Source organism: Streptomyces griseus (genome assembly GCF_900460065.1).
Classification (GTDB): Bacteria; Actinomycetota; Actinomycetes; order Streptomycetales; family Streptomycetaceae; genus Streptomyces; species Streptomyces griseus.
On sequence record NZ_UAVD01000006.1, the window covers coordinates 80,137 to 101,130 of the forward strand.

Genomic DNA, 20,994 nt, shown 5'->3' on the forward strand with positions numbered 1-20,994 from the left:
GATCCCCTGATCGCTTCATTTCGTGTTCGTACGTGACTGTCGGCGCCCCGTGTTGTCATGGGCGCGTCATTTGGTTGGTCCAGCTCACCTCCGCACACCCCACGAAAGTGATGTGATGCCCCGTGCGCACGCCTTGGCGCCACAGATCCCTGACCTGGCTGGCGGCGGCCGCCGTTCTCGGTCTCGCCTCTCTCAGCCCGACCGCCGTACAGGCCGCCCCCGCGCCGGCCCCGGCCTCGGCCGATGCCGGCCCCCTGGCCGTGACCTTCGAGGAGAACTTCGACGGGCCCGCCGGCTCCGGAGTCAACGGCTCCAGATGGCAGCTGGAGACCGGCGACAACGTCAACAACCACGAGCGGCAGTACTACACCTCGGGCACGAACAACGCCGCGCTCGACGGCCAGGGCAATCTCGTCATCACGGCGAAGCGGGAGAACCCGGCCAACTACACCTGTTGGTACGGCCGGTGCGAGTACACCTCGGCCCGGCTGAACACGGCCGGGAAGTTCACCGCCCAGTACGGGCGCGTCGAGGCCCGCATGAAGCTCCCGCGCGGCCAGGGCATCTGGCCCGCCTTCTGGATGCTCGGCAACGACATGGGCAACATCGGCTGGCCCGCCGCGGGCGAGATCGACATCATGGAGAACGTCGGCTTCGAGCCGGGCACCGTGCACGGCACGCTCCACGGGCCGGGCTACTCCGGCTCCGGCGGAATCGGCGCGGGATACACCCTGCCCGGCGGTGCGGCCTTCGCGGACGCCTTCCACACCTTCGCCATCGACTGGAGCCCGAACTCCATCAGATGGTCGGTGGACGGGAACGTCTACCAGACCCGCACCCCCGCCGACCTCGGCGGCCGACAGTGGGTCTTCAACAAGCCGTTCTTCATGATCCTCAACCTCGCGGTCGGCGGCTACTGGCCCGGCGACCCCGACGGTTCCACCCGCTTCCCGCAGCAGCTCGTGGTGGACTACGTGCGCGTGAGCACCGACGGCGGGACCAACCCGCCGGCCGGCCGGACCATCCGGGGCATCGGCGGGAAATGCCTCGACGTGGCGGGCGCAAGCTCCGCCAACGGCACCGCCGTACAGCTCTACGACTGCAACGGCACCGCCGCCCAGCAGTGGGACGTACGCTCCGACGGCACCGTCCGGGCCCTCGGCAAGTGCCTCGACGTGACCGGCAACAGCACCGCGAACGGGGCGCAGCTCCAGCTCTGGGACTGCAGCGCCGGCCCGAACCAGCGCTGGACCGTCACCGGCGCCCGCGACATCGTCAACCCGCAGGCGGACAAGTGCATGGACGCCACCGGCAATTCCTCGGCCAACGGCACCCGCGCCCAACTGTGGACCTGCACCGGGGCCGCCCATCAGAAGTGGACCGTCGCCTGACGATCACCGTGCCGGTCCTTGGCCCGGAGACGCCCCGCAACAGCTGGTCAGAGGCGGAACAGCCGTGGGGGATATCGGGAGGTGCGCCGTAATCCGACCCACCGGTCCCCTGCGCGCGACGAAGGGCGCCCGCCAGAGACGCAAGCCCGTCGGCACTTCGAGGACACCCGCCCGGTCGCTCCGGCGGTCCGCAACATCGACCGGACGGTGGAGTCCCTGGACCTGGAGAGCAGTCTCATCAAGACAGAACGCGGTGAGTGTCGGCCGCCGCCTGGATCCGGGCGTGGTACTGCCGCCACTGGGCGTCATCACCGAAGTCGTCGTGATCCGGGCCGGCCTTGCCGTCAATGAGTTCTCGCAGGACATCAGCGTGGCCGGCGTGCTGGGCCGTCTCGGAGACCATGCGAACCAGCAGGACACCCAAGGTGGTGGCCCGGCGGTCTTCGGGCCAGTGCGCTACCCGGCCCGGGGTGTCGAGAGCGAGATCGGTAAGGGTCCGGTCGGCGTGCGCGCAGGCACGTTGATAGAGCCCGATGATGTACTCGCTGGACTCCTCGGGTCTGGCCCACATGTCCGCGCCTTCCCAGATTGAACCGTCCTCGACCCAGGCCAGGGCTTCTGGTGCCGGCCGGCCGAAAGACTCGCCGAGGTATCCGTACTCCAGGCCTGCCAGATGCTTGACCAAGCCCAGCAGGTTCGCGCCGGTCGGCGTCATGGGCCGGCGCATGTCGTATTCGGTGAGTCCCTCCAGCCTGGAGATCAGACCGGCACGTCCTGCCAGCAGCTTGCGGTGCAACTCGGCTTTGAGATCAGTCACGTGGTCCTCCTCTAGGGATGCGGCCACCCAACCACGTGCCTGTGACAAGAGCCGACGACGAGCCCGAAGCTGACGACAACCGAAACCCACCCCCACTCAACGCACCAGATTCTGAAGGACCACTCAGGACTCGTCGACCGCTTGAGTGTCCTGGACGCCCAGGTCGGGGCGTTGTGCGAGGAAGACGAACTCTCTGCCCGGCCGGTCAGGTGCATCGCGCACGTCGCGCACCACGTAGCCGTGGGCGACCAGATCCGTCTCGACCTCGTCGCGCTCCCGGAAGCGCAGTGTCGAGTCCGAGGTGAGTACCTGTCCGTCCGCGGCGAAGATGTAGGTCCAGCGGAAGGACACCAGGGGCCGGCTCACGTCGATCAGCTGGACCCAGCTCTCCACGGAGCCGGTGCCCGGGATCTGCGTCACGCGGTAGGAGTGCTCGCGGGTCCACGCTTCCCAGGCGCGTCTGGCGGGATCACGGGTCTCGAACACCAGGTGCCCGCCCGGCCGAAGCGCATCGTAGGCTCCCTGGAGCGTCTTCTGCCAGGTGTCCGGATCAACGATCTCCTGGGCGACGTTCGCTGTCATCGTTGCGAGGTCGACCCGCAGCGGCGGGAGGGCTGTCGCGTCACCACAGATCCAGCGGACTCGCGCACTGCCCGGTTTGGCCCGGGCGACGTCGACGGATGCCTGGGCGGGATCGACACCGACGACGTCGACCCCGCGGCCGGCCAGGAGAAGCGCGAACACCCCGGTGCCGCAGCCGATGTCCAGAACCTGGCGCGCCCTGAGCTCTTGCGCCCTTCGTAGGTAGACATCGAGATCGCTGCGGTCGGGGTCGAGCTGGTCGTAGACAGCGGCGAGTCGTGGATGCCCGAAGCAGTCGTCAGCCATGCGGCCCAAGGTAAGCAGAGTCCGGGGTGAAGGGCACCTGCGAGCGCGAACAGGAAGGCCCCGTCAGCGGACCGTCAGCGGAGCGGAGGAACGGGGCGCGGAGAGCCCTGTGTGCCGGAGGCCGTTCCGGGTACCCCGAGCTGATACTTCAACCTGCCGGTCCCGGGTCGACGGGGTGGTCGGCCAGGGCGTGCACGGTGACGTCCATCCACGGCCAGACCGGCAGCGAGGAGATGACGGCGTGGAGTTCGGTGGGGTCCGCCGCTCGCCACAGTCCCCAGTTCTCGGTCCGGCCGGGCACCCGCCACATGCGGACCAGCGTCCCGGAAGCGGCGAGTTCGGCGGCGCGGCGGCGCTCGTCGTCGGAGACCTTCGTCTTGAGGTCGGGGTCCATGGCTTCGGGCCAGGTGATGTGGATGTTGACGAGGAATTCCATGGGATGCGTCCTGTCTCTGTCGGTGAGTGACTCCGGAGGCGGGCCGACAGGCTCGTGGCCCGGCGGGCCCGCCGGGCCGTGTGGCCCGGCGGGGGAGGTGCGGGTCATTCGCCGAACGGGTCGGCCGGGGTGCCGTGTTCGGTGATGACGGACTTGGTCTGGAGGAACTCGGCTACGGCCTCGACGCCGTTCTCCCGGCCCAGGCCGGACTGTTTGTAGCCGCCGAACGGCACACTCCAGTGCAGCAGCCGGTAGGTGTTCACCCAGACCACGCCCGCCTCCAGCCGTCGGGCTACTCGGTGCGCGCGCGCCGCGTCGCGGGTCCAGAAGCCGGCGGCCAGGCCGTACTCGACGGAGTTGGCGAGCGCGACCGCCTCGTCCTCGGTGTCGAAGGGGTGCACCGTGACGACCGGGCCGAAGATCTCCTCCCGGCAGACAGCGAGGTCGGGTGCGGCGTCGGCCAGCACGGTCGGTTCGTAGTAGAAGCCCGCCCCGGTCGGCGCGGCCACGGTGGCCCGCCTTCCGCCGGTGACGGCTCGCGCGCCCTTCGCGAGGGCGTCGTTCACGTACCCTTCGATCCGCTCCAGAGCCGCTGCCGACGCCACCGGCCCGACGTGGGTACGCGGATCGAGGGGGTCGCCGACCCGCAGTTGCCCGACCGCCTGCCCGTACCTGCGGAGGAACTCCTCGTACACCTCGTGCTGCACCAGGACGCGGGAGCCCGCGACGCAGGTCTGGCCTGCCGCGGAGAAGGCGCCCTGCCGGGCCGCCAGGACGGCGGCGCCGAGGTCGCCGTCGGCGAAGACGATGTGCGCGGACTTGCCGCCGGCCTCGCAGACGTAGCGCTTCATCCGCTCGGCCGCGCGCGCCCCGAGGGTCCGGGCGACGGCGGTGCTGCCGGTGAAGGTGACCATGGCGACGTCGGGGTGCTCGGTGAGGCGGCGGCCCTCTTCGGCGCCGCCGATGACGACGCCGATCACCCCGGGCGGGAACCCTGCCTCCAGAGCCAGTTCGGCCAGACGCACCGAGGAGGCCGGGGCCTGCGGCGGCGGCTTGAGGATCACGGTGTTGCCCGCGGCCAGAGCCGGAGCCAGTTTCCAGGAGCCGAGGGAGAGCGCGCCGTTGAACGGGGTGAGCGCGGCGACGACGCCCAGCGGTTCCCGTGTGATCAGCGCCCTCGCCGTGTCGCTGAGCGGACGTGAGAGGTCCTCCATGGTCTCCGCCACGCCCGCGAAGTAGCGGTACCAACGGGCCAGGGCGCCGACCTCGCCCCTGGTGGCGGTGAGGGGTTTGCCGTTCGCCCGGGTCTCCAGTGCCGCGAGTTCCTCGGTGTGCGCGACCAGCACATCGCCGAGGCGGTGGAGCAGGTCGGCGCGGGCGTGGGCGGGAAGCGCGCCCCAGGACGGGGCCAGGAAGGCGGTACGGGCGGCGTCGACGGCGGCGTCCACGGCGTCCGGGTCCTGGTGGGCACGGGCCCAGATCTTCCCGGTCGAGGGGTCGGTCAACGGCACCGCCGTGCCCGCGGGGGCGCGCCGGGCCCCGCCCGTGTGGGAGGTGTAGTCGGGCAGGGCCGGCGGGGTTTCGGGGGTGGTCATGGAGCGGTGGTCCTTTCCGTGGCCGGGCCGTCCGTGCTGTGCGGGGCTACCGGGGTCTTCGGGTCGTCCGTGGAGGGGTGCTTCGGGGAGAGGGCGGCCCGTAGGCCGGGGCTGTCGGCGTGGTGGCACGCCACCGTGTGTCCGTCCGCTCCGGCGGCGACGGCCGGGGGCGGTGCGCCCTCGCGGCACACCTCGGTGGCGAACGCACAGGAGCGCTGGAACCGGCACCCGGGCAGCGGACCGGACGGGTCAGGGGGCTCCGCGCGCGTGTGCGTCCCGCCCCGGAGGCCCGGGGCCCGGGGGTCGGGCACCGGCACGGCCGCGAGGAGCGCGTGGGTGTAGGGGTGGCGGGGCGCGGAGAACACCTCGTCGCAGGGGCCGCTCTCCATGATCAGGCCGCCGTACATGACGATGACATGGTCCGAGATGTGCCGGACCACGCTCATGTCGTGGGAGATGAAAAGGAAGCTGACGTCCTGTTCGCGGCGGAGGTCCTTGAGGAGATTGACGATCTGGCCCTGGATGCTGACGTCGAGCGCGGAGACGATCTCGTCGCAGACGATGAAGCGGGGCTCGACCGCCAGGGCGCGGGCGATGGCGGCGCGCTGGCGCTGGCCGCCGGAGAGTTCATGGGGATAGCGGTCGGCGAGCTCCGTGCGCAGGCCGACCTGCGCGAGGAGTTCCTCCACCCGCTCCCCGGTCTTCTCGCGGGGAGTCGTCCGGTGGACGGTGATGACCTCGCGGATCATCGCCCTGATGGTCATCCGCGGGTTGAGGCTGGCGTACGGGTCCTGGTAGACGATCTGGGCGAGCCGGGGCAGCGCCCCCGCGCGGCGGATCTCGTCCAGGGGCAGGCCGTGGACGCTGACCCAGCCGCCGGTGATCGGCGACAGTCCGACCAGGGCGCGGCCGGTGGTGGTTTTCCCGCTTCCGCTCTCGCCGACGATGGTGACGATGCTGCGGGCGGGCACGGTGAAGGAGACCCCGTCGACGGCGTGCGCGGTGCCGGTGACCCGGCGCAGCACCCCGGTCCGGATGGGGAAGTGGACCCGCAGACCGGCGACGGAGACGGCGGGGACGGCAGGGCCGGTGGGCTCGGGGGGTGAGGTGCCGAGGGTGTTCATGAGGGCTCTCCTCGGTGGTCCGCGCCGACGGGAACCGGTGCGGGGTAGGGGCAGCGGACAAGGTGCCCGTGGGCGGAGGAGGTGAGGGGGAGCAGAACCGGCACGGCGTCCTCGCAAGCGGCGCGGGCGGCGGAACAGCGGGGCTGGAAGGCGCAGCCGGGCGGCGGCGCGGCGGGGTCGGGCGGGAACCCGGGGATGGCCGGCAGATGTTCGACCCGTTCGCGGTCCATCCGGGGAATGGACTCCATCAGGGCGCGGGTGTAGGGGTGACCGGGGTGGTCGAAGATCGCGGTGGTGGGCGCCGTCTCCACGATCCGGCCCGCGTACATCACCGCGATGCGGTCGGTGACTCCGGCGACGACCCCGAGGTCGTGGGTGATGAGGATGAGGGCCATCCGGAGGTCTTTGCGGAGCCGGTCGATGAGCTGGAGCACTTGGGACTGGATGGTGACGTCGAGGGCGGTGGTGGGCTCGTCGGCGATCAGGACCTGGGGTTCGCGGCTGATGGCCATGGCGATCAGGACGCGTTGGCGCATGCCGCCGGAGAGCTCGTGGGGGTAGCTGCGGAGCCGTTCGCGTGCGGCGGGCAGGCCCACGAGGTCCAGGAGTTCCGCGCACCGGGAGGCGGCCGCCCGCCGGCTGAACCCGTCGTAGTGGATGAGGGGTTCGGCCATTCTGCCTGCCGATGGTCATGGCCGGGTTGAGTGCGGAGAGCGCGTCCTGGGAGACGAGCCCGATGCCGGAGCCTCGGACGGTACGCATCTGCCGGGGTGTGAGCGTGGTCAGGTCCTTTCCGTCGAAGGTCACCCGGCCGGTGATCTCGACGCCGGTGGGGGCGAGCATCCGCAGGACCGCCAGCATGGTCTGGCTCTTGCCGCAGCCGGACTCGCCGACGACGCCGAGTGATTCACCGGCGGCTACGGCGAACGAGACGTCTCGTACGGTCTCCAGGGGGGTGTCGTCGCCCTGGTTCTGCCCGCAGTGGGCGACTTTGAGGTGTTCGACTTCCAGTACGGTCATGGTGACGTCTTCCTCTAAGCCAGCTTGATCTTCGGGTTGAAGTACGCCTGGAGCACGTCGACCAGGAAGTTGATCAGTACGAACGCGATGGCGATCACGAGGATCCCGCCCTGGACGAGGGGGATGTCCCGGGCGGAGATCGCCTGGTGGAGGGCGAGGCCGATGCCCGGCCAGGAGAACACCGTCTCGGTGAGCACCGCGCCGCTGAGCAGGAAGCCCGCCTGCAGGCCGATCACCGTGATCACGGACGGCATGGCGTTGGGGAGCACATGGCGCACGATCACCCGGAACTCGCCGACACCGCGTGAGCGGGCGGTGCGGACGTAGTCGTTGCCGATGACCTCGAGCACCGAGGAGCGAGTCATCCGGGCGATGACCGCCAGCGACCACGCGGCGAGGGTGATCACCGGCAGCACCATGTGGGCCGCCACGTCGAGGGCTCCGCCGCCGCCGATGGAGGTCATCCCGGTGGCGGGAAGCATCCTCAGCTGCAGCGAGAAGACGATGATGAGCACCAGCCCGAACCAGAACGACGGTACGGAGTTGAAGAACAGCACGCCGACGGTGAGGCTCCGGTCCCGGTGCGAACCGGGCTTCTGGGCGGCCCAGGTGCCGATGGCGACGCCCACGACCGCCGCGAGCACGATCGCGGTGCCCGACAGCAGCAGGGTGTTGAGCAGCCGGTCGGAGAGGACTTCGGAGACCGGCCGGCCGAAGGAGAGCGAACGGCCCAGGTCGCCGTCGAAGAGGCTGCCGAGGTAGGTGAAGTAGCGGGAGACGGCCGGTTCGTCCAGGCCGAGATCCTCGCGGAGCGCCTGGCGGTCGGCCTCGGACGCGGTGGGGCCGAGCAGGGCGCTCGCCTGGTCGCCGGGGATGATCTGGCCGAGGCCGAAGGTGGCGATGGTCACCCCGAGGATGACCGGGAGCATGTGCAGCGCGCGGCGCAGCGTGAAGGTCAGCATGGTGCGTCTCCAGGGCTGTTCATGACCGGCTCCGCCGGGTCCGCAGGGTGCGCCCGCCGCCGCGCACCGCCCGGGACCTGCGGCTGCGCGGGTCGAGACGGTCGCGGATGCCGTCCCCGAGCAGGTTGAACCCGACGGCGAGTACGACGATCGCGAGGCCGGGGATGGTGGCGACGTGCGGTGCGGTCACCAGCAGGGCGCGTCCACCGCTGAGCATCTGGCCCCAGTCGGGGGTGGGCGGCTGTGCGCCCAGTCCGAGGAAGGCGAGGCTGGAGCTGAGGATGACGTTGCGGCCGGTCTGGAGGGTGGCGAAGACGACCACGCCGCCGAGCAGGTTCGGGGTGATGTGGCGGAGGGCGATGCGCAGATGGCTGTAGCCGAGGGCGCCGGCGGCCTCCACGTACTGCTCCTGGCGCAGGGCGATGACGTTGCCGCGGACGATCCGGCCGAACTCGGGGACCGTGACCACCACCATGGCGATCACCATCGAGGTGATGCCGGGGCCGAGGGCGACCCCGATGCCGAGGGCGAGCAGGATCCCGGGAAAGGAGAACATCACGTCGAAGACGCGCATCAGGGTGCTGTCGAGCCAGCCGCCGACATAGCCGGAGAGCAGTCCGAGGCAGCCGCCGATGACGAGTGCCACCAGGGTCGGCACCACGGCGACCAGCAGGGCGAGCCGGGTGCCGTACATCAGCCGGCTGAGGATGTCGCGGCCGACCTCGTCCGTGCCGAGGAGGTGGCCGCCGCTGAAGGGGCCGAGCCCGATGGACGAGGGGTTGGTGGCGAGCGGATCGTCCGGGGCGATCAGGGGTGCGAGGACCGCGACGATGATGGTGACGGCGACGATGGAGCCGCCGATGAGGGCGGTCGCGTTCCCGGAACCCAACAGGGCGCGGAGGCGGGTGCGCCGCCGAGGGGGCGTGGCCCGCACGCCGGCGGGGCGGGGTGGTGCCGCAGTGGCCTTCATGGCTGTGCTCTCCTCACCGGCGGCGGATGGTGGTGTAGTCGATGTAGACGGAGGCTGCGGGCACGACACCCTCGACCTTCCGGCTCAGCAGGCGGGGGAGCCGGTCCTGGTAGAGGAAGACCCAGGGCGCGTCGGCCGCGATGCTCTCGGCGGCTTCCCGGTAGAGCGCCGTGCGGCGGTCCGGGTCGGGTTCGCCCCTGGCACGGTCGAAGAGGCCGTCCACGTCCCGGTTGCGGTACCAGCCCCGGTTGACGCCGTCGGGGGGATGCAGCTCCCCGCTGAACATCCGCTCCAGGAAGTCGGCGGCGTCGGCTCCGGTGGTCCATCCGTTGAACGAGCCGTGCGTCGTGTCGTTGTAGCCGTTGCCCTCCTCGGCGACGAGCGAGGCGAACTCCATGTACTGGGTGTCCAGGCGGACGCCGACCGCTTTGAGGTCCTGTTGGATGAGCGACATGATCTCGGTGGCCTGGGAGAAGCCGGGGCCACTGTCGGGTGCGAGCATCCGCAGCGTTACGGGGGTGGACACACCGCTCTCCCGGATGAGCCGGCGGGCCTCCTCGGGGTCGTAGGAGTATGCGGCGGCCTCGGAACCCTCCCGGTAGGCCTCGTTGCCCCGGGGCAACGGCCCGGTGGACGGGGCGACCTGCCGGCCGGTGAGGGTGGCGATCGCCCGGCGGTCGACGGCGTGGTTGAGCGCCCTCCGGAAGACGGCGTCGTCGGTGGGGGCGATCTTGGTGTTGAGGCGGATGAAGTACTGGTTGGCGGGCTCGGGGTACTGCGCGGTCATGGTGCCGCCGTCGGCGAGCTGCTGGACCTGCTGGGCCCCGGCGCTGAGGATGGCGTCCACCTCGCCGGTCTGCGCGGCGATGGCGAGTGTGGTGGGGTCGGTGACGGACTCCACGATGATGGACGGGGTCTTGGGGGACCCGCCCCAGTAGGCCGTGTTCCGCTTCAGCGTGATGCGCTTTCCGCGGTCGGCGGACTGCTGGGTGAAGGGGCCGGTGCCGACGGGGTGCAGGCCGATGTCGTCGGGCCGGTGGGTGCGGAGCGCCGCGGGGCTGATGATCGACATCCGCCGGTCGGTGAGTACCCGGGGGAGCCCGGCGTACGGCTCGGTGAGTCCGAGGACGACCGTGCGGGGGTCGCGCACGTCGACCTCCTTGATCCAGCGGGTCAGGAACTTCATGTTCCCGGCGGCCGTCGGGTCGTGGAAGGCAGAGCTCTCGTCCATGATCCGGTCGAAGTTGGCTTTCACGGCTGCGGCGTCGAAGGGCGAGCCGTCGGCGAATTCGACCCCCTCACGGAGCTTGAGCGTGTAGGTCCGCGCGTCCGGTGACGCCTGCCAGGATTCGGCGAGCGCGGGCCGGAGTTCGGGAGCCTGGGCCGTCTCGGTGCCCAGGTCCTCGCGGATCAGCGGATCGAAGAGGGCGTCGATGACCCGGAGCACCGGGGTGCCGGAGGCGCGGTGCGGATCCAGGGTGGGGATCTCTCCCTCGGCGCCGATGATCAGGGTCCGTTCGTCGCGGCCGAAGGACGGGTTGGCGCTGCAGCCGGTGATCAGGAGACCCGCGACGGTCACACAGCCCAGCGTCCGGCGAAGTATTCCTGTGCGTGGGCCCTGTGGCCCAGCGCGGCGCGAAAGCCTCATGCTTGTCGCCTCTGCTCGTGGTGAAGGTCCTGGAGCACCGCTTTGGCCGTGTTCCTGCCGGGTGTTCCGGTGACGTAGCCGCCGGGCCAGGTCCCCGCGCCACTGACGTAGAAGCCCGGGAGCGGGGTGCGGTAGCCGGCGACCTCGGGGTGCGGGCGGGCTCCGAAGAGATTCCCGGGCAGCATGTCCCCGTGGGTGATGTTGCTTTCCATCAGGCCCAGCTCGCTCTCGATCTCCACCGGGTTCATGAACCGGTGGTCGACGACGCGGTCGGCGAGTCCCGGCATCAGTCGGGAGAGTTCCTCGACGCAGCGGCGGCCGAAGCGGTCCGTGCGCTCGGCGTCCCAGGGGCCGTCGTGCGGGCGGTAGGGGGCGTGCCAGGCGTTGACACTGATGAGATGAGTCTTCCCCGGGGTGAGGCCCGGTGAGGTGAGGGTCGGTATCAACCCCCACATCAGGGGCTGATCGCTGGCGTGGCCCAGCAGGGCCCGGGAGATCGACTCCTCGATCCCGCCGAGCGAGGAGCCGACCCGGAACTGGCAGGCCCGGACCCGCTCGGGATCCGCGTCCGCGGGGAGCCCCGCGTAGGCGGGCAGCGAGTCCACCTCCAGGACGACCTTGAAAGCCGATCCGCGCATCGCCGTGCCGGCGACCTCGGCCCGGATCCCGGGACCCATCGCCGCGTCGTCCAGCAGATCGCGGAAGAGGTGGACGGGGTTGACCGCCGACACCACCCGGTCGGCGGTGAACTCCTCGCCGGTCGCGGTGACCACGCCCCGGACCCCGGCGGGACCGTGCAGGATACGTACCACCGGGGACCCGGTGCGCAGGGTGACGTCGTGGGTGCGGCAGCAGTCCTCCAGCGCGTCCACGATCGCGCTCATCGACCCGACCGGGAGGCCGGTGGAACCGCGGAGCGCGACCCGCTCGGCCGCGTCGCCCGAGCGGGGTGCGCCCGCCGCGGCCAGGGCGAACGGGCGCATCATCAGTCCGACGGCGCTGCCGGGCGTCGACGGCGGTACGAGTTGGGCGTTCAGCGCCAGCAGTGCGAGCAGCGCCTTGGCCTGGTCCGACACGAGACGCGTCTCGAGCAGCCCGGTGAGGCTGCCCTCGAAGACGGCGGAAAAGAGCTTGTGCTCCTCCGGGTCGGTCAGCCGCTCCCGCAGTTCGGCGAGGCCGGGCGGGGGCTCGTCCAGGGAGACCCGCAGGCTCGCGCCGAGCCGTTCGAGGGCGCTGATCAGCTCTCGGTAGCGGTCGGCCTCGCCGGGTGCGAAGGCGTCGAGCTGCCGGTCGACGCGGGCGGGGTCGCGCCAGCCGAGGAAGCACCGGCCGTCGAACTGCTGGACCACGGTCGGGTCGGCCCGTACGAACCGGAGGCCGTGGTCGGCGAGCCGGAGTTCGTGGACGACCGCCGGGTTCAGTGACCCGGGCGAGTTGGTGAAGGCCAGACTGCGGCCGGGCAGGAATGCGTATCCTCCGCAGGGCCCGCCGAGGCGCTGCCGGGATTCGATCACGGCGACGCGCAGTCCCGCCCGGCCCAGATAGGCCGCGGTGACCAGCCCGTTGTGACCGCCCCCGACAACCACCACGTCAAACCGGTTCATGCCTGCCCTTCCTCTCCGCTCTCACAGCGTCGTCTCCGCCGCCGTCAGTTCCGGGGATCGGCCACGAAGCCGGCGTCGAACATGCGCAGCCAGTTGCCGCCGGCGATCCGCTCGATCTCGCTCTCGCTGAACCCGCGCTTGCGCAGGTGCTCCAGGACGGTGGCGTAACCGCTGCCCGCGGCGAACCATGCGGGGAACTCGACCGGTCCGGAGATGGGGACCATGGGCTTACGGCTCCAACGTCCCTGCCGCCACCAGTGGAGTTCCTCGTCGCCCTGGCCGGCGTAGTAGTCGGAGCCGAGCCCGACGTGGTCGACGCCGATCAGGTCGACGGTGTAGGTGACCATGTCGCAGAACTGGTCGATGGTGCAGTCGACGCCGCTGGGAGCGATCCGCGGGTACATGCTCAGGCCCACGACGCCGCCGGACTCGGCCGCCTTCTTGAGGACCGTGTCGGACTTGTTGCGGAAGGCGAGTTCGACGTTCTCGCCCACGAATCCCCGCGGGTTGGCGTGGGTGATCGCCACCGGCCGCTCGGACGCCTCCAGCGCTTCCAGCGAGGTGCGCTCATTGCAGTGGGAGACGTCGATGAGCATGCCCACCCGGTTCATCTCCCGGATCAGGTTGATCCCGTAGGTGCGGGAGAGGCCGGCGTCGTCGCCCTCCCAGCAGCCGGCTCCAGCGGAGTTCTGGGTGTTGTAGGTGAGCTGGGCGATACGCACCCCGGCCTGGTGGAAGGCTCCGACGAGGTCGAGGTCGTCCTCGAAGGGGCTGCTGTTCTGGAAGCCGAGGATGACGGCGGTGCGGCCGTCGTCCCCGGCCGCGCGGACGTCGTCGGCGGAGCGGCCCTCGGCGAGCAGGTCGGAGTTCTCCGCGAGCAGCCGCTGCCAGCGGCCGACCTCGCGCAGGGTCTCGGTGGAGTCCTCCCAGATGGCGACGGTGGCGTGGACGCCGGATATGCCGGCGGCGTGCCACTCCTCGAACCGCTCGCGGGCGGGCTTGACGAACTGCAATGCGTCTACCAGCACGTGCTTTCCTCTTCGCAGGTGAGCCGCGTGGTCCGGGCGGGTTGACGGCCCGGCCGTGCGACTCGGTGTGGACGATGGGGTGCGGTGGGTTGTGCCACCGCCGTGCGGTGGTGCGTCCGGTCCGGTGTCAGAGCTCGCAGCCGACGTCACCGAGGCGGCCGAGCCGGGGGATCTCGTCACGGAGGCCCAGGGTGCGCAGGGCACTCCAGAGAGAAGCCTGATTGCTGGTCACCACCGGCCGGCCGGTGTCCATTTCGAGGTAGGGAAGAATCTCGAACGTCCGGTAGGTGCCGCAGGAGATCAGCAGCGCGTCAGCGTCGGGGGCGGCCTTGTGCAGCCTGCGACCGAGCCGGTAGGCGCTGTCCGCGTCGTGGACGCTGGCCTCGTAGGGGTCGGTCATCTGGAGCCCCTCCATCACGGGCACCTCGAAGCCGACGGCGGTGAGGTAGGCACGCAGCGCTTCGTTGACTTCATCGGTGTAGATGCTGCCGACGGCGACGGAGGTGGCCCCGACAGCGCGCAGGGCGTCGACGGTCGCCTGCATCATGGTGATCGCCGGGATCCCGGTCTCGGCCTTGATCTCGTCCGTGACCTTCTCGTCGGTGCCGGGCCCGGGGATGAAGGTGCCGGGCGCGCCGCACTGCACGATCAAGTCCACCTTCGCGGTGGCGAGTTGCCGGGAGGCGTCGAGCACCTGGCTCATCATCTCGCGCAGGCCCTCGGCGTCGACGCGGGGAACGATGGTCCGGGCGTCGGCGAAGGCCACTCCGGTGGGCGCGACCGAGCGCCACTCCTCCGCTCCCTCGATCGCGGTCGCGGGGCGGATCTGTCCGATTCGTGCACGCCAGCCGAGCATCATGGGGCATTCCTCCTGAGGTGAGCTGTAGATGCGAAAAGAGGTGGGATACCGGGCGAGCTCGCAGTGGCCTGAAAGGTGCATGGATTCTCGCTGTGTACGCCTCGCCCGTACAGCGGCAAAGGTCCCGCTCTCCCGGCGATCAGCCGAGGTCAGCGCTACCGTCGCGTAATCTGGGACAGTGGACCAGATTGCGTTTGGGACAATGTACCTACGCGTTTTGGTCAGGTCAATGGGTAGTTTTCTGGCTCGAAAAAGTGCCGCCGACGGCGTGCGGAGAGGCGTCCGCGCCAGAAGCGGGCGGGGCGCGCAGGCGGTTCGCACCGCGGGTGACGGGCGCGGGGAACGCCCGGGCGGGGCGGAGGGGACCTGCTCCGACGCGCAGGGAACGTACGCGGAGCCGGTTCCCGGCAGACGTCAGCCCGCCGGGCGGCGTACGGGGGCAGGGGCCGAGCGCGGTGATGCCTCGCTCAGGACCGTTCTTCGGTCAGGCGCGTCCGGCGCCCGGCGCACCGATGCGGCGTCGGCCCCGGCCACCACGCTGTCCTGCCGGGAGAGGCCGGGGCCGGGCGGGCTCGCCGTGGAAACGAACCGGGCTTGTCCGGGGTCAGGCGGGCTGGCGCCAGCGGATGGCGATCTGGGCCGCGGCGTCCTGGAGGAGCGGGACCAGATCGGCCATCCGCTGCTCTGCGAGCCGCGCCTCGGGACCGTAGATGCTCAGTGCTGCGGTCACGGTGCCCTGGGTCGCGATGGGCACAGCCACCCCGCAACCTCCCATGATCCACTCGCCGCGGCTGAAGGCGTAGCCCTGGTCGCGGGCGGCTGCGACCCGGTGGCTGATCTCCGTCGCGTCCGTCGCGTCCGTCGCACCGGTCGTGGAGACGTGCTCGCTCACCAAGTGCTTCAGATGCTCCTCGGGCAGCATCGACAGCAGTACGCGGCCCGTCGCCCCGGAGAAGAGGGAGTAGGGCCGGCCGACCCCTGTGATCAGCCGCAGCGGTTGGGAGCTCTCCACCTCGTACACCGTCACCCGCCGCCCGTCCACCACGGCCGAAACGCACGCGGTCTCTCCCGTCGAGGCGGCGATGCGGGCCGTCGCCTCGGAGGCGGCGCTCACCAGGTCGCTGTTGGCGGCGTGCCGCCAGGCCAGAGTGAGGGCGGCCGGACCGATCACGTACTTGCGGGAGTTCTCATCGACGACGGCGAGCCCGACGCGCTCCAGGGAGGTGAGGATCCGCTGGGTGGAGCTCTTGCTGATGTCCAGGTCCCGGCTGAGCTCGCGGAGCCCGCGCGGCCGGTCGGCCTCGGCGATCGTCTTGAGCACGAGCAGAGCGTGGTCCACGATCTGCACCGTGCCCGCGGGCGGCGTCCGCTTTCCGGACGTGCCCGCCGCCGGCGTACCGGACGGCGAGGGCGCCTGCGCGGACTCCGGCCCCTGTTCGTTCACCATCGGGCCGGTCCTCTCCCCGGGGAAGCGGACCGGCACGGGGTGCTCCCGCAGGGCGGCCCCGGACACTGTCCGCGCGTTGCATGAATGATCGCTCGCGATTATCACACAGTGACCACCCTCCGTCATCCACCACGCCACCCGCCGGCCCACCGGCCACGGCCTCCCGCCGGGCGGACCCCTCCGAAGGTCTCTGCCCATGCCGGGCGGCCATGACGTGGTCGCGGACGCCCTCGACCTGCGTGACGATCACGCGGCGCATAGCCGCCACCTCACGCTCGCGCAACGCGTCGAAAGGTTCTGGGCGGCGGAGGCTCCATCACCTACCAGGTCTGGTTCCGGGGCCACCGGCTGGACTACGACGGACGGGCGCCTTCACAGGTCCCCTCTCCTCGGACCCGCGCACCGGCCCGGCGGGCCGCGTGCCGGCTCTCGACGGGCGTGCGTCGCCCGCACGGCAAGCGGTTTCGGTCCGGTGATCGGGGGCAGTCGCGGTTGAGCTGCGAGGGGGGCCGACCAGCCGATACCGCCATGCGAAAGGCCGCACAACGCATTCCCATCACCTTCGAGGAGCAGATCCATGCGCATGAACAGGCTTGCCGTCACCGCCGTCGCTGTTGTGGCGGGACTGTCCCTTTCGGCGTGCGGGGGTGACGACGACGCGACGGACACCGCCGCCCCGTCCTCGCCGAGCGCCACCTCCGCCGGGACGCCGACCCAGTCGTCCTCGCCGGAGGAGGGCGACTCCGCCGGCACCGCCCCTGAAGAGGGGGCGGCGGATCAGGGCTCGACGGGCCAGGAGTCCGGCGGCACCGGGAAGATCGAGAGGTGCCACACGGACGACCTGACGATCAAGGCGAGTGATGCCACCATCGGCGACGACCCGACCAAGGCCGTAGCCGTGGAACTGCGCAACACATCCAATCGGAGTTGTTCCATCAAGGGGTTCGCCGGTGTGAACCTGTTGTCGAGTGAGGGCGCGATCCCCGCGACGCGCCGGGACCAGAAGGACGACGGGACGACCCTGAAGGCCGGTGAGCCCACCTTCTTCGGCATCTTCTACAAGGGGAACGACTCCGGCGGTTCCGGCGTGAAAATCAAGGGACTCGTCGTCACGCCGCCGGACGAGAGGAAGTCCGTCACCCTGAAGTGGCCCGGCGAGCCCTCGCTCCCCATCACCGACAGCCCCGAGACCACGGTGGAGATCGGACCGATGGGCAGCATCGGCCAGGGTGGCTGAAGAGGTCCGACCTCTTCGTGACGGCGGGGCCCGTCCGCCCCCGGTGGGTCGGACGGGCCCGATGCCGCTCCGGACGCTGTCTGAGGTCGTTGCCCACGGCCTTGACCAGCCGTCGGACGGCGGTTCCCTTGTCGAGCTGCGTGGAAGCCAATGAGCCATCCGGGCAACCGACTTCACGCTCTAGAAGAAGCCAAGCTTCTGAGGGCTGTAGGAAACAAGAAGGTTCTTGGTCTGCTGGTAGTGCTCCAGCATCATCTTGTGGTTCTCCCTGCCGATACCCGACTGCTTGTAGCCTCCGAACGCCGCGTGCGCGGGGTAGGCGTGGTAGCAGTTCGTCCAGACCCTGCCCGCCTTGATCCCGCGTCCTGCCCGGTAGGCCGTGCTGACGTCGCGGGTCCAGACTCCGGCTCCCAGCCCGTACAGGGTGTCGTTCGCCGTGCTGATGGCGTCGTCGAAGTCCGTGAAGGACGTCACGGCCACGACCGGGCCGAAGATCTCCTCCTGGAAGACCCGCATGCGGTTGTCGCCCTCCAGCACGGTCGGCTGGACGTAGTAGCCGCCCGCCAGCTCACCGTCGTGCTCGATGCGCTGCCCACCCGTGAGGATCTTCGCCCCCTCCTGCCGGCCGATGTCCAGGTACGAAAGGATCTTCTGCAACTGGTCGTTCGAGGCCTGGGCGCCGATCATCGTGTCGGTGTCCAGCGGGTGGCCCGTCAGGATCTGCTCCGTCCGGGCGATGCCCGCCTCCAGGAACGCGTCGTAGTGGCCGCGCTGGATGAGAGCACGCGACGGGCACGTGCACACCTCGCCCTGGTTGAGGGCGAACATGGTGAAACCTTCCAGGGCCTTGTCCAGAAAGTCGTCGTCGGCGCGCGAGACGTCGTCGAAGAAGATGTTCGGGGACTTGCCGCCCAGCTCCAAGGTCACCGGCTTGATGTTCTCGGAGGCGTACTGCATGATCAGCCGCCCCGTCGTGGTCTCACCGGTGAAGGCGATCTTCGCGACGCGCGGGCTGGAGGCGAGCGGTTTGCCGGCCTCCGCTCCGAAGCCGTTGACGATGTTGACGACGCCGGGCGGCAGCAGATCCGCCACCAGGCTCAGCCAGTAGTGGATCGACGCGGGAGTCTGCTCGGCCGGTTTGAGGACCACCGCGTTGCCCGCGGCGAGCGCCGGCGCGAGCTTCCAGGTGGCCATCAGGATGGGGAAGTTCCACGGGATGATCTGCGCGACGACACCGAGCGGCTCGTGGAAGTGGTACGCGACGGTGTCGGCGTCGAGCTCGCTGAGCGAACCCTCCTGCGCGCGCAGAGCCCCCGCGAAGTAGCGGAAGTGATCGATGGCCAGCGGAATGTCGGCCGCCAGCGTCTCCCGTACGGGCTTCCCGTTCTCCCAGCTCTCGGCGACCGCCAGCTCCTCCAGATGGGCCTCCATCCGGTCGGCGATCCTGTTCAGCACCGAGGCCCGGTCCCCGGCGGATGTGGCCCCCCAGCCCGGAGCCGCCGCGTGGGCGGCGTCCAGGGCCAGTTCGACGTCCTCGGAGGTGCCGCGCGCGATCTCGGTGAACGGGCGGCCGTTCACGGGGGTGGGGTTCTCGAAGTACTGGCCCCGGGCCGGCGGGACGTACGCGCCGCCGATCCAGTGGTCGTAGCGGGACGCGTAGGTGACGATCGCGCCCTCGGTGCCCGGCGCTGCGTAGCGGGTCATCTCAGTGGCCTCCCGGATCCGGCGCCGCCCGTCGTTGGACGGCCCTCGGCGCGAGGCTAGGGACGAGGACGTTGCAAGGGCGTTGCAGCGACGTCGCCTGCGTGCCTCCGTCGCCGGTCGACGGGCGCGTGTTGTCGCCGTCCTGGAGTCCGGGCGTCGGCATGGCAGAACTCAGCCGCGCTGCTCGGCGTCCAGCTCCCGTACCCGGGCCAGCAACGCCGCCCGCTGCTCCACCGGAGCCGCCCCGGCCAGCGCGCGCCACACCGGCAGGTCCTCCTCGCCCCACGGGCTGTACGCCCAGTCGGCCAGCAGCCCCGGATCGGCCCTGGCGATGAGCGCAGCTCTCAGCTGTTCCGAGATCCGCCGCCGCAGCCGTACGACCGCGGGGGCCCGGGACCCCGGCAACAGCGGGCCCGCGTACGCTTCCAGCGCCGCCGACACCGCGCCCGAACCCAGCCGGCGGGACACCGTGTCGAAATCGGCGTCCACCGGGACGGCCAGCCGGTACGGGCGGGAGTCCAGCAGATCAGGACCCAACAGCCGTCGGAGCCGCGAGAGCTCGGCCCGCAAGGTCACCGGCGTCACCGACTCGTCCTCGTACAGCTCCACCAGCAGCTCGTCCCCGCTCAGACCCTCCGGGCGGCGGGTCAGGGCCACCAGGATCTCGCTGTGCCGTCGGCTCAGACGCAGCCGGCGCCCGCGCGTCACCAGCAACGCCTCGTCCCTGCCCAGCGCGGTCAGCCGTACCGAATCGAACTCGGACGCCGGAGGCGGTGTCAGCAGCGCGAGCTGTGACTCCGCGGCCCGGGCCACCGCCTGGACGAACGCCAGACTGTGCGGATGGGCGAGCCGGTCGCCCCCCGTGATGTCGACCGCACCCAGCACCCGCCCCGTACGGGGATCGTGCAACGGCGCCGCCGCACAGGTCCACTGCTGGACCGGTCGCAGGAAGTGCTCGGCGGCGAACACCTGGACCGGACGGTCGACCGCGATGGCCGTTCCCGGTGCGTTCGTCCCCGCCACGGACTCGGCCCAGCGGGCGCCCTCCACGAAGTTCATCCTGCCGGCCCGGCGCCGCGCCGCCGTGTGCCCCTCGACCCACAGGAGCCGTCCATGGGCGTCGCAGACCGCCAGCAGGTGTTCCCCGTCCGTCGCGTACGCACCCATCAGCTCACGGATCACGGGCATCGCCCGGACCAGCGGATGCGCCGCCCGGTAGGGGCCCAGCTCGTCCGGGCCGAGCTCCACCGCAGGGGCGGCGTCCGGGCTGACCCGCGCCCGTACCGAGCGCCGCCAGGACGCGCCGACCACCGCACGGACCGGCCGCTCCAGGCGTCCCGCCGAGGTGAACACGTCGTGGGCGCGGCGCAGCGCGCCGCTCCGTTCGCCGGGATCGGCGTCCGCCGCCAGGGCCACCCAGGGATCCGTCAACTCACCCTCCCGTCCAGGGGGCTTTCGTGCCCTCCCATCGTCGCCGCCGTCGGCCTCAGCGACAACCTCGGTGCGGAGAGTCATCACTTCGAGGGCCGGGGGGAACGTTCAGGCGGCGTCGGCGACGAGCCGGAGATAGCGGTCCCAGTCCCAGTGGACGCCCGGATCGGTGTGGTCGCTGCCCGGCACCTCGTGATGGCCGACGATGTGCTCCCGGTCCTTGGGGATGCCGTGACGGTCGCAGATGTCCGCGGTGAGTCCGGCGGACCGCAGGTACATGACGTCCGTGAAGAACTCCGGACGGTCCACCCACCCTTCGTGCTCGATACCGATGCTCCGGGTGTTCCAGCTCCAGTTCCCCGCGTGCCAGGCGATGTCCCTCTCGCGTACGCACTGGGCTACGTGGCCGTCGCCGGAGCGCACCACGTAGTGGGCCGACACCTGCTGGGAAGGGTTGCGGAAGATGCCCGCGGTCGGGGTGAACAGCTGTTGGGCGACATGGATGACGACGCGGTCGATCCGGCGTTCCGAAGGGTGGGAGGGGACGGTGTAGTTGGCGGCGGAGGCCGGGGCCCAGAACGCCGTCGCGTGGTCGACGGGGCCCTTCGGCGCCGCCGCCACGGCCTTCGCGGAGCCGGGCAGGACGGCAGCGGCCATCGTCGCGGCGGCGCACTGGATGATCCTTCTGCGGTGCAACGGCACTCCTGAGGGCCGGGCCGAGGGCCGAGGCCCGGTCGTGGACGGGATGGGGGACAGGGAGGGGAGAGGCTGGACGGGGACGTGGGCATGTGCGGACGTACGGAGCCGAGCCGGGGCGGTCTCCCGGCTCGTGC

18 protein-coding genes and 2 pseudogenes are annotated in these 20,994 nt (G+C 70.8%); 3 read left to right on the top strand and 17 right to left on the bottom strand.

Annotated features, from left to right (window positions below):
- Nucleotides 1-122: 122 nt before the first annotated feature.
- Together DTB53_RS03500 and DTB53_RS38100 are read left to right on the top strand one after the other, a co-directional pair.
- The gene (locus DTB53_RS03500; RefSeq protein ID WP_012377737.1) at nt 123-1,391 is read left to right on the top strand and encodes an RICIN domain-containing protein; all 1,269 of its coding nucleotides are present in this window, start codon (nt 123-125) and stop codon (nt 1,389-1,391) included.
- A 141-nt stretch (nt 1,392-1,532) separates the two neighbouring features.
- Nucleotides 1,533-1,620, top strand: a pseudogene (locus tag DTB53_RS38100) (DUF6192 family protein); the annotation flags it as partial.
- A 9-nt stretch (nt 1,621-1,629) separates the two neighbouring features.
- Here DTB53_RS38100 and DTB53_RS03510 read toward each other — a convergent pair.
- The 14 genes and pseudogenes from DTB53_RS03510 to DTB53_RS03570 all read right to left on the bottom strand — a co-directional run bounded on the left by DTB53_RS03510 (nt 1,630) and on the right by DTB53_RS03570 (nt 15,789).
- Nucleotides 1,630-2,208: a DinB family protein gene (locus tag DTB53_RS03510; protein WP_003964230.1), complete on the bottom strand. Its 579-nt coding sequence runs from the start codon at nt 2,206-2,208 to the stop codon at nt 1,630-1,632.
- A 123-nt stretch (nt 2,209-2,331) separates the two neighbouring features.
- Nucleotides 2,332-3,096, bottom strand: coding sequence for a class I SAM-dependent methyltransferase (locus tag DTB53_RS03515; RefSeq protein WP_012377735.1), 765 nt, complete (start codon nt 3,094-3,096; stop codon nt 2,332-2,334).
- 148 nt (nt 3,097-3,244) lie between these two features.
- Entirely contained in the window at nt 3,245-3,532 is a 288-nt protein-coding gene (locus DTB53_RS03520; protein ID WP_030706127.1) for a muconolactone Delta-isomerase, read from the bottom strand.
- Nucleotides 3,533-3,636: 104 nt separating this feature from the next.
- Nucleotides 3,637-5,127 (bottom strand): aldehyde dehydrogenase, encoded by a 1,491-nt coding sequence (locus tag DTB53_RS03525; RefSeq protein ID WP_012377733.1) that lies wholly within the window; start codon nt 5,125-5,127, stop codon nt 3,637-3,639.
- Nucleotides 5,124-6,251 carry an ABC transporter ATP-binding protein gene (locus DTB53_RS03530; RefSeq protein ID WP_012377732.1) on the bottom strand — a complete coding sequence of 376 codons (1,128 nt, stop codon included), beginning with the start codon at nt 6,249-6,251 and terminating at the stop codon, nt 5,124-5,126. The genes DTB53_RS03525 and DTB53_RS03530 overlap by 4 nt, the downstream gene beginning before the upstream one ends.
- Nucleotides 6,248-6,925 carry an ABC transporter ATP-binding protein gene (locus DTB53_RS03535; RefSeq protein ID WP_012377731.1) on the bottom strand — a complete coding sequence of 226 codons (678 nt, stop codon included), beginning with the start codon at nt 6,923-6,925 and terminating at the stop codon, nt 6,248-6,250. Before DTB53_RS03535 ends, DTB53_RS03530 begins: the two co-directional genes overlap by 4 nt.
- A gap of 43 nt (nt 6,926-6,968) precedes the next feature.
- Nucleotides 6,969-7,271: pseudogene (locus tag DTB53_RS37235) on the bottom strand (ATP-binding cassette domain-containing protein); the annotation flags it as partial.
- A gap of 14 nt (nt 7,272-7,285) precedes the next feature.
- Nucleotides 7,286-8,233 (bottom strand): ABC transporter permease, encoded by a 948-nt coding sequence (locus tag DTB53_RS03540; protein WP_003964224.1) that lies wholly within the window; start codon nt 8,231-8,233, stop codon nt 7,286-7,288.
- 19 nt (nt 8,234-8,252) lie between these two features.
- The gene (locus DTB53_RS03545; RefSeq protein WP_012377730.1) at nt 8,253-9,203 is read right to left on the bottom strand and encodes an ABC transporter permease; all 951 of its coding nucleotides are present in this window, start codon (nt 9,201-9,203) and stop codon (nt 8,253-8,255) included.
- Nucleotides 9,204-9,216: 13 nt separating this feature from the next.
- On the bottom strand, nt 9,217-10,851 hold the full coding sequence (locus DTB53_RS03550; protein ID WP_012377729.1) for an ABC transporter substrate-binding protein: 1,635 nt from the start codon (nt 10,849-10,851) through the stop codon (nt 9,217-9,219).
- Entirely contained in the window at nt 10,848-12,455 is a 1,608-nt protein-coding gene (locus DTB53_RS03555; protein ID WP_012377728.1) for a phytoene desaturase family protein, read from the bottom strand. Before DTB53_RS03555 ends, DTB53_RS03550 begins: the two co-directional genes overlap by 4 nt.
- 44 nt (nt 12,456-12,499) lie before the next feature.
- The gene (locus tag DTB53_RS03560) at nt 12,500-13,483 is read right to left on the bottom strand and encodes a dipeptidase (protein WP_012377727.1); all 984 of its coding nucleotides are present in this window, start codon (nt 13,481-13,483) and stop codon (nt 12,500-12,502) included.
- A 127-nt stretch (nt 13,484-13,610) separates the two neighbouring features.
- On the bottom strand, nt 13,611-14,342 hold the full coding sequence (locus DTB53_RS03565; RefSeq protein WP_042495393.1) for a maleate cis-trans isomerase family protein: 732 nt from the start codon (nt 14,340-14,342) through the stop codon (nt 13,611-13,613).
- 604 nt (nt 14,343-14,946) lie between these two features.
- Nucleotides 14,947-15,789 (bottom strand): IclR family transcriptional regulator, encoded by an 843-nt coding sequence (locus DTB53_RS03570; protein ID WP_042498051.1) that lies wholly within the window; start codon nt 15,787-15,789, stop codon nt 14,947-14,949.
- Between the two features lie 577 nt (nt 15,790-16,366).
- On the opposite strand from DTB53_RS03570, the gene DTB53_RS03575 reads away from it, so the two are divergent.
- Nucleotides 16,367-17,026 (top strand): DUF4232 domain-containing protein, encoded by a 660-nt coding sequence (locus DTB53_RS03575; protein ID WP_012377724.1) that lies wholly within the window; start codon nt 16,367-16,369, stop codon nt 17,024-17,026.
- 180 nt (nt 17,027-17,206) lie between these two features.
- On the opposite strand, the gene exaC is transcribed toward DTB53_RS03575, so the two are convergent.
- From exaC to DTB53_RS03590, 3 genes are all read right to left on the bottom strand, one after another.
- Complete coding sequence (gene exaC / locus DTB53_RS03580; RefSeq protein ID WP_012377723.1) at nt 17,207-18,730, bottom strand: acetaldehyde dehydrogenase ExaC; 1,524 nt, start codon at nt 18,728-18,730, stop codon at nt 17,207-17,209.
- A gap of 171 nt (nt 18,731-18,901) precedes the next feature.
- The gene (locus tag DTB53_RS03585) at nt 18,902-20,161 is read right to left on the bottom strand and encodes a GAF domain-containing protein (protein ID WP_012377722.1); all 1,260 of its coding nucleotides are present in this window, start codon (nt 20,159-20,161) and stop codon (nt 18,902-18,904) included.
- 108 nt (nt 20,162-20,269) lie between these two features.
- A complete protein-coding gene (locus DTB53_RS03590; protein WP_003964214.1) occupies nt 20,270-20,857 on the bottom strand; it encodes an N-acetylmuramoyl-L-alanine amidase in 588 nt (195 codons plus the stop codon).
- Nucleotides 20,858-20,994 lie beyond the last annotated feature (137 nt).

Excerpts from the sequence above, each read along its gene's own strand:
- DTB53_RS03535 (WP_012377731.1), bottom strand. The coding sequence starts at position 6,925 with ATGGCCGAACCCCTCATCCACTACGACGGGTTCAGCCGGCGGGCGGCC.
- DTB53_RS03565 (WP_042495393.1), bottom strand. The coding sequence starts at position 14,342 with ATGATGCTCGGCTGGCGTGCACGAATCGGACAGATCCGCCCCGCGACC.
- DTB53_RS03555 (WP_012377728.1), bottom strand. The coding sequence starts at position 12,455 with ATGAACCGGTTTGACGTGGTGGTTGTCGGGGGCGGTCACAACGGGCTG.
- DTB53_RS03530 (WP_012377732.1), bottom strand. The coding sequence starts at position 6,251 with ATGAACACCCTCGGCACCTCACCCCCCGAGCCCACCGGCCCTGCCGTC.
- DTB53_RS03575 (WP_012377724.1), top strand. The coding sequence starts at position 16,367 with ATGCGCATGAACAGGCTTGCCGTCACCGCCGTCGCTGTTGTGGCGGGA.
- DTB53_RS03540 (WP_003964224.1), bottom strand. The coding sequence starts at position 8,233 with ATGCTGACCTTCACGCTGCGCCGCGCGCTGCACATGCTCCCGGTCATC.
- DTB53_RS03515 (WP_012377735.1), bottom strand. The coding sequence starts at position 3,096 with ATGGCTGACGACTGCTTCGGGCATCCACGACTCGCCGCTGTCTACGAC.
- exaC (WP_012377723.1), bottom strand. The coding sequence starts at position 18,730 with ATGACCCGCTACGCAGCGCCGGGCACCGAGGGCGCGATCGTCACCTAC.
- DTB53_RS03520 (WP_030706127.1), bottom strand. The coding sequence starts at position 3,532 with ATGGAATTCCTCGTCAACATCCACATCACCTGGCCCGAAGCCATGGAC.
- DTB53_RS03570 (WP_042498051.1), bottom strand. The coding sequence starts at position 15,789 with ATGGTGAACGAACAGGGGCCGGAGTCCGCGCAGGCGCCCTCGCCGTCC.
- DTB53_RS03525 (WP_012377733.1), bottom strand. The coding sequence starts at position 5,127 with ATGACCACCCCCGAAACCCCGCCGGCCCTGCCCGACTACACCTCCCAC.
- DTB53_RS03550 (WP_012377729.1), bottom strand. The coding sequence starts at position 10,851 with ATGAGGCTTTCGCGCCGCGCTGGGCCACAGGGCCCACGCACAGGAATA.
- DTB53_RS03545 (WP_012377730.1), bottom strand. The coding sequence starts at position 9,203 with ATGAAGGCCACTGCGGCACCACCCCGCCCCGCCGGCGTGCGGGCCACG.